This is a genomic window from Wenyingzhuangia fucanilytica (genome assembly GCF_001697185.1).
Lineage (GTDB): Bacteria > Bacteroidota > Bacteroidia > Flavobacteriales > Flavobacteriaceae > Wenyingzhuangia > Wenyingzhuangia fucanilytica.
The window spans coordinates 1,827,884-1,846,306 of the sequence record NZ_CP014224.1; the positions used below are offsets into that span (position 1 = coordinate 1,827,884).

The 18,423-nt window shown below is 31.6% G+C and carries 9 protein-coding genes; all 9 read right to left on the reverse strand.

The features are described from left to right. Nucleotide 1 precedes the first annotated feature (1 nt). The 9 genes from AXE80_RS07430 to AXE80_RS07470 all read right to left on the reverse strand — a co-directional run bounded on the left by AXE80_RS07430 (nt 2) and on the right by AXE80_RS07470 (nt 18,389). Entirely contained in the window at nt 2–1,453 is a 1,452-nt protein-coding gene (locus AXE80_RS07430) for a sulfatase family protein (protein WP_068825908.1), read from the reverse strand. A 301-nt stretch (nt 1,454–1,754) separates the two neighbouring features. Then, nucleotides 1,755–4,658: a T9SS type A sorting domain-containing protein gene (locus AXE80_RS07435; RefSeq protein WP_068825910.1), complete on the reverse strand. Its 2,904-nt coding sequence runs from the start codon at nt 4,656–4,658 to the stop codon at nt 1,755–1,757. A gap of 392 nt (nt 4,659–5,050) precedes the next feature. Next, on the reverse strand, nt 5,051–7,450 hold the full coding sequence (locus AXE80_RS07440) for a T9SS type A sorting domain-containing protein (protein WP_068825912.1): 2,400 nt from the start codon (nt 7,448–7,450) through the stop codon (nt 5,051–5,053). 140 nt (nt 7,451–7,590) lie between these two features. Continuing rightward, on the reverse strand, nt 7,591–8,529 hold the full coding sequence (locus AXE80_RS07445; protein WP_068825914.1) for a T9SS type A sorting domain-containing protein: 939 nt from the start codon (nt 8,527–8,529) through the stop codon (nt 7,591–7,593). 34 nt (nt 8,530–8,563) lie between these two features. Beyond that, on the reverse strand, nt 8,564–9,652 hold the full coding sequence (locus tag AXE80_RS07450; RefSeq protein WP_206208114.1) for an alpha/beta hydrolase fold domain-containing protein: 1,089 nt from the start codon (nt 9,650–9,652) through the stop codon (nt 8,564–8,566). Between the two features lie 74 nt (nt 9,653–9,726). Then, the gene (locus tag AXE80_RS07455; protein WP_157359371.1) at nt 9,727–10,077 is read right to left on the reverse strand and encodes a hypothetical protein; all 351 of its coding nucleotides are present in this window, start codon (nt 10,075–10,077) and stop codon (nt 9,727–9,729) included. Nucleotides 10,078–10,215: 138 nt separating this feature from the next. Next, nucleotides 10,216–12,027, reverse strand: coding sequence for an arylsulfatase (locus tag AXE80_RS07460; protein ID WP_068825919.1), 1,812 nt, complete (start codon nt 12,025–12,027; stop codon nt 10,216–10,218). 35 nt (nt 12,028–12,062) lie between these two features. After that, a complete protein-coding gene (locus AXE80_RS07465) occupies nt 12,063–13,841 on the reverse strand; it encodes an alpha-L-fucosidase (protein WP_068825921.1) in 1,779 nt (592 codons plus the stop codon). Nucleotides 13,842–14,243: 402 nt separating this feature from the next. Continuing rightward, nucleotides 14,244–18,389, reverse strand: a complete 4,146-nt coding sequence (locus AXE80_RS07470; protein ID WP_068825923.1) for a hybrid sensor histidine kinase/response regulator transcription factor — start codon at nt 18,387–18,389, stop codon at nt 14,244–14,246. Nucleotides 18,390–18,423: the final 34 nt, after the last annotated feature.

Sequence of the window (18,423 nt, forward strand, 5' to 3'; positions counted from 1 at the left end):
TTTATTGCTTCTTATTTGTTTTTTTCTTTTTGTCTGTACCCTTTACTGTCTTTTTAGATTTTCCTCGTACAACAGATAAACAATTTTCTCTAGGCTCTATAGGTAATGTTGCTTTCCAAGCAGTTACTTCTGCTTTTAACTGCTCTACTTTTTCAGGGTATTTAGAGGCCAAGTTATTTTGTTCTTTCCAATCTTCTACTTCATTGTATAACTCATATTTATTCGTTTTTGGGTCTATAACTAGTTTCCAATCTCCATTTCTAACCCCAAGTGATGGCCATGTATATTCATGACTAGCTCCACCTCTCCATTCCCAAAAAATGGATTTAGATCTTTTAAATTTCTTACCTTTAAAAGCATCCATAATACTCTCACCATCTGGTTGGTAATCTTTTGGCATTTTAAGACCAGCTGCTTCATAAAAGGTTGGTAGTAAATCTACAGCAGTTACTACCGCTGTTTTATTTTCAACCCCTTTAGGGATTACATTAGGCCACATAGCTACAAATGGTACACGAATACCTCCTGCAAACAAGGATCTTTTTTGACCTTTTAAGCCACCAGTTTCTCCAACTGAATAATATTTCCCAAGCCCTACTATTCCGCTAGGGTCATGATCTCCTTTTTCTGGTTTATGTAGTTTTTCTTTTTCTGAACCTTCCCATTCTGGACCATTGTCTGTAGAAAACACAACTAATGTGTTATCATCAATATTTAACTCTTTTAACAAATTCATAATTCGCCCAACAGCTTCATCTCCTTCAGCAATTACAGAAGCATATACTTGTTTTTGTTCATCTAGTTTACCAAACTTGTCCATAAACCTTTTTTGAGGATAATGTGCTGTATGTGCTTCATGCAACCATAAGTTAATAAAGAAAGGTTTGTCTTTATTTTTTTTAATGAATTTTTCGGCATAATCTACTCCAACAGAACCAGCTTTGGGAATATCTATGGTTTTAGAACCATTAAAAGTGGCATATTCATCATACCCATACTCGCTTTCTTTAGGAGCATCTTTAGAAGACCATCCTAGATGCCATTTTCCAAAATGAGCCGTTTTATATCCTGCTTCTTGAAAAGCACGTGGTAAAGAAATATCAGTAGGATCCATCCAGTCTGGCATCCCTCTTTTTACATGAGCTTTCCACCCCTGAAAATGTTGATGGATACTCTGTCTTGCAGGAAACTGACCTGTCATTACCGCAACTCTACTTGGAGAGCAAACAGGACTGTTTACCGTAAAGTTGGCAAAATCCATTCCTTGACTAATCATTTTATCAATGTGAGGTGTTTCTATCCAGCTACTTCCATGAGCACTGATATCTCCATAACCCCAATCGTCTGCAAAAATGAAAATGATGTTTGGTTTTTCATTTTTTGATTGAGCCTGTACTAAAAAACCTAATGATAGTATTAAGCTTAAAATTATTAATGTGAATTTATTTATCATTATATATTTTTCTTAATGGTTTTATTTCTATTTATTATTCTTTTATCATTTTTACAATTAAATCAGTTCCAGATTAAATAGACCTACTTATATAAGATTGTATTTTTACTAGATTAAGATATAAGCAAAAATGCAACTACATATACAAAATGGGGTTGCTCAAATCCCCCTTTTTAGTTTCTTTAATCAACTTTTTTCAGTAAAAAGCAATAAATTCATATGTTTTACTAGGATTTACATACAAATACACAAAAAAAATATGCGTTTATTAGATATATCTAAACAAACCCTAATACAATTTTTAATTTGTGTTTTTAACTATTTTTTTAACAACCGTAGCACCTAACTCTGTAATTCCTTTAATAATGTAAACCCCAGAACTCAAATCTAAAATCTTAATACTTTGGGTTAGATTTGGATTTGTTTTCACAACTTTTCCACTAGTATTAATCACTTCCACAGAATGAATTGGTATATTAAAATTGATTATATGGCTTGTGGGATTTGGATATACCTTAAAAGTTTGATTTTTTTCTGATGCTATGGTTGAGTTGGATAAATCACCAACAACAATATTAAGAGATATTAATATCTCTTCTACAGACCATTTGTTTGTACTAGAATCGTTTCCTGTTCCTAAACTAAATTCAGTAATTTCATTAATAGAGCTAACCGAATTTAAATCTATTTGCTGAGTTTGATTTCCTAACTTACCAAGATCAACAACTGTTTGATCAAATTTTAGAGAGACAAAGTCGTTGGTAGATTGTGCATTTACTATTGTTATGGCTTTAAAACTTAGGGTAAAATGATCTTCTGTTAAATCTCCTCCATTGGCATTAAAATCAACAATCTGTAAATTATTAATACTTTCTACCCATTCATGATCACTACCTGTAAAAATGTCATCCATATTTGCATCAGTCCCATCCCCTAAACCCCACGAGTTTTGTGTAGAAGTTCCTCCTGATATTCCAGAAATAACTGCTTTATTACTTGGTGGAGTCACATCCATAGAAACTCTAAATGTAGCGTAACCATCAGGGGCTGTATAAACATCTGAAATCATAACAGCTTTATTATTAAGACCATAATTAGTGTTTGATGATGCTTTAATTGCAATAGGATCGGCTTCTAACTCTTCATCAACTAGTAAATTAACTTCTCTAGTTCTTACACCACTAGCATCACTTGCTTGAAGTGAAAATGTATGGGTTGTTTCATTTGTTTCTGTTGGTGTACCTGAGAATGTCCATTCCCCTGGACTTTTTTTTGTAATTTTTAACCAAGATGGAAAATTACCTAAAGCAATTACCTCTGTAATTTCATCTCCTTCAGGATCCCATAGATCTACCCCTTCTACAAGTACATGATGATAAGGAATTCCTATATGTGCTGGAGGTAAAACAGTATGTTGTCTTGCCCAATTAGGTGCTCCTGGATTTCCATATTGAACTAAATAATCATCTAGTCCTTCTAAAAGAACATAGACCCAATCATAAATTGCTGTTTCTGCTCTATTAAAAGATCCACCCCACGTCATACTTCCTCCGGCTTGTATCGCTTCTAAGTTCCATTGATTGAAATCCGCTTGTTCCCATGCCTGATTAGGTCCATATTTCCATGCCGTTGTTGATAATTTTGAATGAAAATTCCCTACAATCTTATCGTCCCAATCCCAATTCCCACCTGCATGTACAAGTCCGTTGGTTTCTGTCATACGGGTTATATGTCGATAATTAAGGTTAAATTGATTTCCGTTTATTTTTTCAGCATGATTATTATTACCTCCAAAAGCATGTCCAAATGTAAAATCTTCAAATCTAACAGCATGTGCAAAAGGGTAATCTTTATAATTCACTGTACTCCTACCATTATTAAAAGCAATTGCAATATCTGGGTTACCAGCGTGCACAGCATTGGCATAAGCTTGATATATTCTTTGTTCTTCTACAACACCACTTGTCGCATTATCTCCATTTTGTTCCATAGTGGCACCATCATCAAAAATCCATGAATCAAAGTGTTCGCCGTAACGTAAAGCATAGTCTTTTAGAAAATATTCTGCATAACAAAACATATATTTTCTATTTGGATATGTAGCAGTAGCGTCTTCATATTGTTCGGTAGTTCTGTTCCAAATACCTGTATGATATGGTTGACTATTAATAAAAGCCTGTACCTCTGGATCTGTATCACAATATTCCTTCCAACTATCTACAAAAGGCTGAAGATAATCTGCATTTGTACCTACAAAATTTTCTGAATTTGTGTAAGCCTTTACATTAAAACCGGCTGCTTTTATTTTTAAAATATCTGCTAGCATGTTATCATTATCTGGTGTATCTGAATTTAAATCTCCCCAAGACGGAGCAACTACATCTCCACCAGACAACCTATCAAACAATTTATGCGGCACTTTATGTTCTGCAGACAATACAGCTCCATTTGTAAAACTCACGCCTAAACGATTCAGTGTTTTAAGATTTTTTATCCTATCATCCAATAAATCTACAAGAATTTCAGAGTTCCAGGTTCCTCTTAAATTTACAGCGCGCTCTCCTAGTGCATATCTTTTTTCTAATGTAATTGATTGAATTGATTTACCATTATTACTCTGTCCATATACTGCAACATGATAATTTTTACTCAAATCAAATCCTTCTAATAATACGCCTGAATCTTCATAAATATCATTGATACGATAAGACCAATAACCTCCAATACCAATTTCAATAGTTACTTTAGTTATTCCCCCTTCACCAAACTGTGTTCTTGATCCAGATTCGTCCAAGGTAACACGTTCATTTCCATTAGTAAAATTTAATCCTCTAGCTGTAGCATCTTCATTTGTTGTTAAATTGGCTCCAATACTATAAACTGATTCATTTGCTCTAAAAGGATTAAACCCTAGATAAGAAGATAAGTTGGTTTCATCACTAATTAAACCAAAAGAGAAATTATGTGAAACAACATCCTCTATGGACTCAGTGGTATATTCAATGGTTAACTTAAACCCATCTTCAGATTGGTAAGCTGATGTGGAGTAAATTAAAGCTCTATTTTGAAAATTACTACCATTGTTATTATATACAAAATCTCCATTTGATGACAAATCCCAAACAGCTCCACCTTCTATAGATAATACTTCACTTGACGATGTTTTATCATAAAATACTTGAGCCTGAATTATGTTGCTTAACAACAGTATGAAACAGAGTATTGTGAAAGATTTTTTTATGACATTCATATACTATTTTTCTTTTTTCTAAGTTTAAAGCTTAGGCTTCTCTACTACTAATATTTGGTTGCCTAATTTTACATTTAACAGACAACTCGTTATAGCTGCTTCACTTTAAAATATGCAAATAGTAACATTCATGTGGTTTTCATATTTACACTCTCCTTTACTCATGTTACTTTCGGTTAAACAAAAATGCAACTACATAAATCAAATAGACATACTCAAATCTCCCTTTTTAGTTTCTTTAATCAACTTTTTTCAGCAAAAAGCAATAAATTCATGTGTTTTACTAGTATTTACATAAAAAAAACATGTATTTATTAGATATATCTAAACAAACCCTAATACAACTTTTAATTTGTGTTTTTAACTATTTTTTTAACAACCGTAACACCTAACTCTGTAACTCCTTTAATAATGTAAACCCCAGAACTCAAATCTGAAATCTTAATGCTTTGGGTTAGATTTGGATTTATTTTCACAACTTTTCCACTAGTATTAATCACTTCCACAGAATGGATTGGTATATTAAAATTGATTGTATGACTGGTAGGGCTTGGATATACCTTAAAACCTTGTTTTTTTTCTGATACTATGGTTGAGTTGGATAAATCACCAACAACAAGATTAAGAGATATTAATATCTCTTCTACAGACCATTTGTTTGTACTTGAATCGTTTCCTGTTCCTAAACTAAATTCAGTAATTTCATTAATAGAACTAACTGAATTTAAATCTATCTGCTGAGTTTGATTTCCTAATTTACCAAGATCAACAACTGTTTGATCAAATTTTAGAGAGACAAAGTCGTTGGTAGATTGTGCATTTACTATTGTTATGGCTTTAAAACTTAGGGTAAAATGATCTTCAGTTAAATCTCCTCCATTAGCATTAAAATCAACAATTTGTAAATTATTAATATTTTGTACCCATTCATTATCACTCCCTCTAAAAATAACATCCTGCGTACCATCAGTTCCATTACCAATACCCCATGAATTTTCTGTAGTAGTACCACCCGAAATCCCAGAAACAATTGCCTGATCTGTAGGTGGTGTAACATCCATAGAAACTCTAAATGTAGCATAACCATCAGGGGCAGTATAAACATCTGAAACCATAACAGCTTTATTATTAAGACCATAATTAGTGTTTGATGATGCTTTAATTGCAATAGGATCGGCTTCTAACTCTTCATCAACTAATAAATTAACCACTCTAGTTCTTACACCACTAGCATCACTTGCTTGAAGTGAAAATGTATGGGTTGTTTCATTTGTTTCTGTTGGTGTACCTGAGAATGTCCATTCCCCTGGACTTTTTTCTGTAATTTTTAACCAAGATGGAAAATTACCTAAAGCAATTACCTCTGTAATTTCATCTCCTTCAGGATCCCATAAATCTACTCCTTCTACGAGTACATGATGATAAGGAATTCCTATATGTGCAGGAGGTAAAACAGTATGCTGTCTTGCCCAATTGGGTGCTCCCGGGTACTGAAATTCTTTTAAAAAATCATCTGTAAGTGTTAATTGGGTTAAAGCATAATCTCTTAATACAAGCTCTGGAGAGTTTTCTAGATTTGTTCTAATTAAAGGAGTTCCCCATGTAATAGCACCACCATCAATAATCCCATTAGTTGTCCACTCTACAAATTGTTCATCTGTTAAACAAGGGGTACTTCCTGCATTCCAAGATGTTGAACTTTGTTTAGGAAAAAAATGTGATACTACTTTATCATTCCAATCTCTAGTATCATCTAAAAAAGCATCACCCGCATAATCTTGCATCCACTCAATAACATGATAGTTATATCTATATAAAGTCTCATTCTCTACCATATTTCCCGCACCTCCAAAAGGGTGTCCAAAAGTATAATCATCAAAAAGTGTTGCTGTACTAAAAGGATTTTCTACCCTGTCTCCCACACTATTGTTAAAAGCAACTGCTGCATTTGGGTTTCCGGCATGCACAGCATTTGCAAATGCCTGATAGATTCTTTGATCTTCTACATTTTCAGAATCAGGGTTGTCTCCACACTCGTCTTCCATAATATTATCTGCAGAATCAAAGCACCAGGCATCAATTAAATCACCATAGCGAATAGCATATTCTTTAAGAATAAATTCTGCATAACAAAACATATAATAGCGCCTACCACTCCCGTTATGATACGTTTGGGTGTTCAAAAAAGCTTGAGCCTCAGCATTTGTATCACACCATTCCATCCAACGGTCTGAAACATCTGGATATTCTGTCTGAGTATCTTCTGGATTTCTCGCTAATAAATTATAAGAATTTACATATATCTCTACTCTTAAACCCTCTGCCTTTAATGCTTTTAACCACCTTAACAATGGATCGTCTACTGATTCACGAGGAACTACTAAATTAATAGGATCTCCATTTGAATCTGTATCCCCTTCCCATAAACTTTCTATTATAGAATGAGGAGCTACATGTACAGGAGAAAAAATATTTGGACTTGTTAAAGGAAGTTGTACATAATCTATAGTTCTTAAATCTTTTACTTGAGAAATAAATTCATCTATTTCTACCCCCTCAATATTACCATTATAATTACGCTCTGGTAACCAAAGCAACCCTAAAGCACCTCGCATCCAGTTTGCCCTTAGCCCCTGCTCTGGATTTAAAGCTGTTTGTGCTTGAGTAGTAAAAGATAATACCATTACACATACTGCTTGTAACAATATGAAAGTATTATAATGTTTTTTTGATTTTATAGTTTTCATATAAAAAATAATTATGTTTTTTAGCCTATATATTCAGCCACTCCATAAAAAAGAAAGCGGTATCGAGAAGATTTATAGTAACTCCTTGATACCGTTTTCTCTAATCTTTATACTCAAAAGACTACCGTTTATGGTTTAAATTACTCTACTACTATTCTAGCTGTTGCTACAACGTTTTTAGATTCGATTACTACAATATATACTCCAGAAGCAAGTCCTGACACTTCTAATACATCAGAAGCACCAAAAGTTTTTACAGTTTTACCTGTAATGTCTATAATTTTTAAAGTATCAAATTCTTTATTAACATAGAAAGCTCCATCTGTTACTGTTGGGTAAATAGTTAAAGTTTTATCATTTTTATTAATTGTATTTACTCCAAGAGTAGTATCATCTAAAGTAACTTGAACAGTTAAACTCTGTACTGACCAAGCATCGCTACCTGCAGATGTTCTAGTAGATCCAGATCTAATAATTAGCGTAGTAATAGAAGACAAAGCTGGGTCAATAGCTACAGCACCTGTACCATAAGATCTTAAATCAATAGTAGCTGGGTTCTCAGTAAACTTAGAAGAACTAATATACTCTGTCTCACCTATTTGATAAGTAAATCTATCTTGATTATTTGTTGCTCCAGCAATCACTGCATCTGTAAAAGTATACGATTGTATATTACTTTCTGACAATGTACCTGTGAAATTAGAATATGTAATATTCGAAATAGTACAAAACGATGCTTGATTCCCTCTAAAAAGTGCACTAGCAGTATCAGCAACAACACCCCATGAACCATCTTCACCTTTCATAACTTTTAGCCCCGACCCAGGTGTTACAGTAAATGTTACATCAAACGAACCTTCACCAGCTACTGTAGCAGTACCAGTCATGGTAACAACTTCGTCAGTGGCATAAGATTGATAGCTCAGAAACCCTCCTTCACCATCACTATCTAAAGTGACTGCTCCTTGTGTAATCACTGCATCTACAGTAGTTTGCGCCTGTACACTTGTAAATCCTGTTAAAATTGCTACTATCGCAATTCCTTTTTTAATGTTTTTTAATGTGTAAGTTTTAATCATAATTTTTGCATTTTAGTTAATATTAATTTTTGGGTTAGTTTTTATAAGCTTCAAAAAAATCTACCGTTTTTTGAACAATTGTTCCTAAAGTGGGATCTATATCCCCTCCTGCTTTACGCCAGTTATGACCTGCATTTTTTACAATAAACATGGATACTGTCGCTCCTATATCATCAGCTTTTTCTTTTATATGATAAGCATGAGCTACAGGAATTGTAGTATCATTATCAGCAGCCATTATAAATAATGGAGGACTATTTGATGTTAAATAAAAGATAGGACTCATTTCTTGGTACATTTCTTTTATTTTAGCTACGTTAGATTCAGTTTTAGTTATTCTAGAACTAAATCTATCTGCTTCTTTTGTTTTATCATCTGTTTTAAATAATTCTTTGATGGTAAAATCAGAGGGTCCATACCATGAAACCCCTGCAATTACTTTATAAGGTGCTCCATAAAGTTTTTTATCCCCTTTAAAATCGTTAGGATTTGCCAATGTGATCATTTGAGCTATATGACCTCCTGCTGAATCACCCAAAACAAATAAATTGTTAGTATCTAGACCTAAGTCTTCACTATTTTTAGAAAGATAACGTACGGCATCCATGGCATCAATTACACAATCTCTCATTAAAACAGATTTGAGTCTTGTTAGACGGTAATTCACAGAAACCACAGCAAAACCTTTATTTATCAGCTCTAAAAAAGGTTCTTTTACTGGTGATTTAACAATGTTTTCTTTACTACCATTAAACCATCCTCCACCATGAGTATAAACAACTACAGGTAATTTTTGATTTGTTGGTTTTGCTTCTGGATAATAAATATCTAAATACAAATCCTCTTCTTTTGTTGTTTTGTACTTGATATTTAAAACAACATCTCCTTTTGTTTTTAAGTATGGTATTTTATAGTTTAAAAATTCTTGTTTAGAAAGTTTATTGTTTTTATCACTATCAAACGCTCTTAATTGCTTCCATGTTTGTACAACTTCATTTCTTTCAAGAAATCCATTATTGTTAGCATCTAATTTTGAAAACTCTATTAATGGATTCACCTTCGCAGATTGTTCCTGAGCAATGGCAGTACCTATAAAAAGGAAACTGATCATGATCAGACTCATCATTTGTTTGATTATTTTATGTAAAGACAAATACTTCATTATTCGTTAAATTTTTAAAAAGACAAAATCAATTATTATCTACAATTTTTACCAACCTCTTTAACAAAAGCCATCACCTCTTCTCTAGATTTCCCTGTTAACTTTCCTAAATCAGCAAAATATTTACGATTAACTCCTCTAGTTTTTCCTTTAACTTGATCCTTAATAATTTCTCCAGTTTTAACACCTTTTTTAATTGCAGCACGATCTTCTGAAGCCTTTATTAAAAGGTCATTTAATTCATTTTTTTGATCATCAGATAAGTCAAATGTTTTGACTGCTTCTGTTAAATAACAATCGTTATTTGCAGGTTTTCCTTTTTTCTTTTGTGCTGATATTGATATTGTGATAAACATTACAAATACTAAAATTGCGATTTTCTTCATTTTTACTGGTTTTTAAATTATTATTACTATTTATTATTAATCTATCCATAAAGGATTTTGTACTAAAGCACCTCTTATATCCTGCCCGTGAATAAGGTCAACAAGTGGTGCTGGGTATTGCCATTGTTAAGGCATAGTTTAGTTTATATTCTTTTTTTCTACGTTTATATAAAAAGCATTGCTTAATGTTCCGTCTTCTAATTCAAACCACGCTAATAACTCAGTTTTTCCTTTTTTAACTTCAAGCTCTAAGTTTGCAGAAGACTCATGATTGTTAACATCTACAGATACTTGTTGATCTCCTATCTTAATAAATGCTTTTTTAAACTTCATTGCTTCTCCCTTAATACGAGGATCTGTAGACACTGTTGCTGGTCTTTCATCTAGAATTTCAGCACCTAAGGACATACTACTTTCTGAAGGCCAACGTCTTAATTTAAATACATATTTACCTGGTTCTACAAAATTGACAAAGAATGGTGCTGGTTTCATAGGTACTCCTCCTCTAATCAATCTTTGGTTCCATGGAGGAAAGTAGTCTATGGTTCTAGCATCATGACAAGTAATTACTTCATCTTCATCAATTCCTAAATCAATGGTAGAGTATTTGGTTTCTTTGATCACACTTTCCCACCAAGAATTGTAAAAAGCATTCATATCATTGACCATATCTTGGTGTTGATTAGCTATGTTATTTGTTTGACCTGGATCAGTAGCAATATTGTATAATTCATTACCATTTACCAATCTCCAATCTCCATTCATTACAGAACTTTGTTTCCCTTTAACAGGCCAAGAAACTCTTTGTGTATCTGTTACTAAATATCTATCAGCCAAAGGAGTATTATTTGTTAAGTATTGACTAATATCTGTACCATCCATTATTTTGTCTGATTTGTAATCAATATCAGCCAAAGAACATAAGGTTGGTAACATGTCTACATGTGCTGTTAAATCTCCTAATGACTTACCTGTATTTAGTTTTCCGTTTGGCCATCTAATAATAAATGGTACTCTGTGTCCTCCTTCATACTCACTTGCTTTGGTACCACGCATTCCAGCATTGTAACCATGAACCTCACCTGTTTTTTCATCAACTTTATACCCTCCAGAAGTTCCATTATCTGTGGTAAAAATAACGATGGTATTTTCTGCAATTTTTAATTCGTTTAACTTGTTTAAAAGTTTAGAAAAGTTATCATCTATATTGGTAATCATTCCGTAAAAACGCTTTTGGCTTTCTAATAAGCTTTCTTCGTTTTTATACAAATCATAATATTCTTGAGGAACATTATATGGTGAATGAGGAGCGTTTAAACTTAAATAACATAAGAATGGATTGTCCTTTTTATTTTCGATAAATTGAATAGCTTCATCAAACCAAACATCTGTACAATACCCTTCTACTTTTTCTGGAGTTCCGTTTCTTAAGTAAGTATCATCAAAATAATCGTTATTCCAATAATCTGGTGTTTGACCTACACCACCACCTCCATGGTAAAAAGCTTCATCAAAACCACGATCATTAGGTGTAAAAGGGTGGTTATCTCCTAAATGCCATTTTCCAAACATTCCTGTTTTATACCCATTGTTTTTAAAGACATTAGCAAGTGTTACTTCTTCTCTATTTAGCATAGAAGCTCCCATAATAGTATGCCAAACTCCGTTTCTATTACAGTTTCTACCTGTTAACAAACCAGCTCTTGTTGGCGCACAAGTAGTACCTACATGGTAATTAGTTAAACTAACTGATTGGCTAGCAAACTTATCTATAGTAGGTGTTTTAATAATTGTATTACCATTATATGCTATGTCACCATAACCTTGATCATCTGTAATTACAATAATAACATTTGGCTGACTTTTTACAACCTCTACTTTTTTTTCTTTACAAGAAATTAATAGCGTAAAAAAGGCAATTACCCCTATGTATTTATTTATTGTTTTCATTTCTATTTAGTATTGGAGCTTAATTAATTTTTGATTTATTGAATCGGTTTAATAATCATTGATTTTAAACTAGAAGTTTCTGGATCTCCCTCTACCAATGAAACTGTTATTTTATGTATACCTGCTTTTTTAAACTCTATAATTCCCATTGGATAGGCATTGTATTTTTCTGTTGCAGCTTGTTGGTTTTGAACCATAATACCTTCATCTGTTGTTGTTTTCCAAACCAAACGACCTTCTCCTTTATAGTTTAAATCCAAATAATAGTAACCCGGTTCTAAGACATTTACTTCCCAAACTGCCTTACCCTTTTTTTTCCATTTACTTACTTGGGTAGTTTTTTTCCACTCTCCGAATTTCTCCATCCATCTAATAGAGCTTTTTTCAGCTTTAGATACCTCTGTAAAATCTGTTAATAATGTATTTTGGATATTTGGATATACTCCGTGAGTTTGTTGAACCTGAGGTTTTGAGTTTAATTTTACTTCTATTACAGAAACAGGAGAATCTGGGGTTTTATAAGGGACGTTAAAAACAATCCAATTTCCTTTTTTCTCAAACTTAAGATCTGATGAGTTTCCAACTATTTTTGCTGAAACAATATCGTTTTCTAAACCAGGTAAATATAATTTTCCATCTTGTGGCCAATCAAAAACAGAAAGGAATAATGAATTTTCTTGAGTAGTAACATCACCCCATGCCAAAGCATGTCCCCATGGTGAACTCCCTGCGTCATAAATTACCTGTGGGTATTTTTTAATCCATTTACCGGCTTGTTCTAAAAATTGTACTCCAATTTGAGGAACACTACCTTCTCCATTTGGACCAACATTAAATAAATAAGTACCACCCCTACCTACTGTAGAAATTAGTCTATGTAATATTTCTTTTGGACTTTTAAAGTTGTTATCATACCATGCATAAGACCAAGAGTCATTATTAGTATCACAGCTTTCCCATAAAATATCTAAATTTACAGGAGGAACTTCCATATCTCCATGACTTACATAATCTCCAAGTCCGTAACCAACTCTACTACAAAGCATCGTATTTGGTTGTAATTCTCTTACCATATCAGCAAGTTCAATCACATATTCTTTAGGCATACCTCCTGGGGTATCAAACCATACAAAATCTATATCTCCGTAATTGCTACAAATTTCTTTTACTTGAGGCTTACATTTGTTATAGAAATAGTCTTTAAAGCTAGCTTTATCTCCTTTACTATCTTTTTCAGGTCCTCCAGCTGCTCCAGGTGTAGTCCAGTCTTGATAATGTGAATAATAAAAACCAAAACCAAGTCCTAACTCATGACATGCGGCTGCTAATTCTTTCATTGGATCACGTCCAAAAGGAGTTGCATCCACTATATTAAAATCACTTACTTTAGTATCAAACATCGCAAAACCTTCATGATGTTTACTCGTAATAATAATATATTTCATACCTGCATCTTTTGCTAATTTAGCAATCGCTTTGGCATCAAATTTTGACGGATTAAAATCTTTGGCTACTTTTTTGTATTCTTTTGGCGGTATATTGGCAACCCTTGGATTCATAATCCATTCGCCAATACCATAATAAGTTTTGTCTTTCCATTTCCCTGCCAAATCGGAGAATAATCCCCAATGGATGAACATACCAAAATTGCTTTCATCAAAAAACTTTCCTCTTCCTTCTCTTAAGTTATTATCTACAACTGTGGCATCTCCCCACATTTGATCCATACTTTCATTCTTTTCTTGTGAAGAAAGCTGAAAAGAAAACAGTATTACAATACTTAGCTGTAATAAGCTTTTTTTACTCTTGAACATGTAATTAATTTTTAAATATTTTAAAAACCAATTATCATAAAACTAGGCAAGTTTGTAAAAGAATTTAATGTTAAAACATTGATGTTGTTTTAACATTAACAAGTTTAAATTACTTCTAAATCTTGTATCAACTCAATGATTTCATCAAATAAAGTATTATCATTTTTTAAACCTATTTTTTAAATTAAACGAATCAAATAACTAGCTTAATTATTAAGTTTATTTTTTTTAATACTTTTTTATGCCTTTTTAATTTAATTGGATAACTACAAATATGCAGCCATCAAACCAAAAAGGGCTTACTCTCATCTTGCTATTTTAATACTTGATTCATTCAGGTTGAAATGAGCAACACTCTAGCCCTTATAAACAAACACATTAGCACAGTAATTGTAACTCAAATCAATCATTTTTTTTAACGAATTCTGAAGGAGAAACTCCATGAATTTTCTTAAATGCAGAAGAATAATAGGACTTAGATTCTATTCCTATTTCGAACATAACGTCTGCTGCTGTTAAGTTTTTGTTAATAGTTAAAAGCTCTGCAGCCTTTTGTAAACGGAAATTTCTAAGGTAAGCATTAGGTGCTTGCCCTGTAAGTTCTTTTAATTTTCTATAAAAATGCGAAGTACTCATTCCTATATCTGTAGCTAATTCTTCTACACCAAAACCTGAATTAGACATGTTTTTTTCTATAGAAACATTTATACTTTCTAAAAATTGTTTGTCTTTAGAAGAACTGATTAGAGAGTCTTTTGGTAAAAAACTATTTCTAGAAAAGTATTCAAAAACTCGCTGTTTATTTTCTATTAATTTTTTTACTCTAACTTCTAAATATTTTATAGAAAATGGTTTTACTATATAATCATCTGCACCAGATTCTAACCCTTCTAGTTTTTTAAAATTATCTCCAATAGCCGTTAATAAAATAATAGGAATATGACATAATTCTGAATTAGATTTAATTTTTTCACAAAGTTCATACCCATCTAATTTAGGCATCATTACATCACTAATAATTAACTGTGGCGGAGCTTCGTTTACTTTTTTAATAGCATCTTCTCCATCAATAGCTAAAATTACATTGTAATCATTTTTAAAAGCTTCGTACAAAAAGGTTCTTACATCTTGTTCATCATCTACAATTAAGATAGACGGTCTAGAAGTGTCTACAAAATCATCTTGAATTGTTTCTAGTTCTGATGGTAACCAATCTGTTACTATTTTTTTATACTTGTCTAATTCTTCCTCATGGACATACTCTCCATTATCTACAATAGGTAACGAAATTCTAAAAACAGTTTTATCTTGGTTGTTACTAATTACAGATATGCTTCCATTCATAAGCTCTATTAGAGATTTACATAATGCCAAGCCAATTCCGGTACCACTCCAATCATTTTTGTCATCAACTCCTCTATAAAAACGATCAAATATTCTATCTATTTTTTCTGGAGGAATTCCCGTACCACTATTGATTACCTTAACAACAAGTAGTTCTTCATTGTTTTCTTCTTCAATACGAGCGTCTATACTAATTTCTTTATCTAGGTTTGAGTATTTTACAGCATTAGAAAATAAATTCAACAATACTCTTTCTGTTTTATCAATATCCAGAGCTAATATTTTGTTAGGTTGATCTATTTTGTAATAAAAATTAAATAATGATTGTTGGGCATATTCATCAAACGCATCCATTAATGGATACAATAAATCTCCTAGAGATACTTTTGAATAGTTTAATTCTAAATGTCCTGTTTCTGCTTTTCTATAAGCAATTAACTGATCTATAAGACGTTGTAACCTTAATATATTATTCTGAATGATTCCAAAATATTTTTTATTTTCTGTACTTTGATATTGATCTGCAATTTTTTCTAAAGGACCAATAATTAAAGATAATGGGGTTTTAAAATCATGAGAAATATTGGTAAAGAACCTTAATTTAGCCTGATTCATCTCCCTAACTCTCTCTTTCTCTAATTGTTCAAACTTAAGTTTTTGATTTAATTTTTCTAACCTAACAAAATATTGAAAAACGCCATATAAAAAGGCTAGAATTACAATGATTAAAAAACCAATACTCCACCATCTTAAATACCAAGGAGCTAAAACTTTTATAAGAAAATCACTTGTAGTTGTTGTCCAAACACCATCTCCATTGGCTCCTTTATATAAAAACTTGTAGGTTCCTGGACTTAAATTAGTATAGGTTGCAGTAGTTTTTCCTCCTTCTACTTCAATCCAATCTTTATTTACCCCTTCTAATTTATAAGCAATTTTATTTTTATTAGGTGTTACACTATGATGTACTATAATATCTAACGAAATATTTCTATTACTATGCTCTACAATTAATTTTTCTGTATCAGAAATAGATTTTTTTAAAATTATATTTCCATTAACTTTTTCACCAGGAACAATAGGTTGATTATTAATTTTTAATCTAGAAATTAAAATTTTAGGTTCATTTTCATTTTTAACAATTTGTTCTGGATTAAAAATGGTTAAACCATCAACTCCCCCCATAAGCATAGTTCCATTTTTTGTCTTTAAAAATGCCGATTGCCTAAAATTATTCCCTAAAATCCCATCATTTACATCATAAAAATTAAAACTTTCATCTTTTAGATTAAGAACACAAATTCCCATGTCTGTACTTAACCATAGTTTTTCTTGATTATCTTCTAAAATTCCGTATATCACTTCATCATGTAATCCATCTTCTCTGTGATAACTTTTTATGTTTTGAGGTTGACCTTTCTTATTTAGAGCTACTTTCATTAATCCGCCACCAAAAGTCCCTAACCATACATTTTTATGAGTATCAATGTGTATGTTAAAAATATAATTGTAGCTAAGTGATAATTCTTTAGGACTAGAGCTTATTGTAAAATAGTTTTTAATACTCCACTCATTATTATTATCAACAACTCTATACAAACCTTTGCTTGAAGCAAACCAATGATTACCATAGCTATCTTTTACATAGTCATTAATTTGATTGTTTTTTCCTATATTGAATAGCTCCTTTTCAACTTTTATGGGATTTCCTTTTAATATTGATTCCCAAGGATTATCTAAACGTAAAACTTGTGGACCTCCTAGTATAATCTGATCTGAATTTACTTGCTTAATAACTCTATTAAAAATTAAACTTGTAGTATTCCCCTGATTTCTTTCTATTAAAACCTTTTTTAAATTGTTGTTTTTTTCATCGTATAAATAGACATCCTTATTGGTTCCTATCCACCAATACCCTTTAAAATCTTGATACAAACATAAAACCCATTGATTTTTTAAAGAACCTAATTGTTTTTCTAGTCTATTAAAAGAAATTCTTTTCCCTGTACTTAAATCAACTTTTTCTTCAGTTTTACATATTGTACTTCCGAAAAAGGACAACCAAATTCTTCCAGTATTATCTTCTGTAATATCAGTAATTAAATTACTTGACAATGATTTATCGTCATAAGCATTGTGTGAATAATTCTGAAAATCTTTTTGATTTTGATCAAACTTATTTAGTCCTCCTTGAGCTGTTCCGATCCACATTACACCAAAATCATCTTCATAAAAACAATTTACACGATTACTTGTAATTACATTTTTATATTTAGAATCGTATTTAAAAGATGTAAAATCTCTGTTTTTTGAATCATACTTTAAAACACCATTGTTTTTAGTTCCAATCCAAATATTTTTTTTCTTATCTAAGTATAGAGCAATAATGTCTCTTTTTTTATTAAACGCTCCTAGGTCTTCAGCAAAATAAGTTCCTAAAGTTAGTAATTGTCCATTCTCATAAAACGTATGAAAAAGCCCTGAGTTTGTTCCAATCCATATAGAATTATTAACCTTAAGTATATTTTTTATCTTACCTATATTTTCTTTGATATTAAGCTCTATAACTCCTATTGAATAATTTTCTTTATCGTTAAAATCTATCTTAAAAATTTTTTGAGTCGTAGCAACCAACAATTCAGAATTTGATAAAAAATCTATATCTGTAATTGTCGCACCATTTAACACTTTTTCTAAATTGATTTCAGCAATCTTCTCAACTTTACCTTCATCATTAATAACCGCATTAAAAACATCAATTTTATTAAAATCCCCAACCCAAATTCGATTATTAGCATCCTCTTTAATAAATGTTTCATTTTCTACAGAAGTGTTAACAGTCATGAACTGTTCTTTATCTGTTAAATACACACACAAGCCCTCTCTTGTACCTATCCACAATTTCCCTTGAGAATCAGTCAATAGGTTTGAAATATAATTACTAGGTAAAGACTCAGTATCTGATTGATTGTTATAAAAATACTCAAAAGAATAACCATCATACTTAACCAGACCATTAGGGGTTGCAATCCATAAATAGCCGTTGTTATCAGAAACTATTGTATTTATTGTATTTTGATAAAACCCATGTTTATTATTAAATGACTCTATACGTTGATTACTATACTTTACCTGTTTTTCTTGAGCATAGTTATAATTTAATAAAAGAAATAAAAACAAGAAATAAATTGGCTTATGAGTCATTTAAAATATTTTAAGGAAAGTCATTTTGATATTT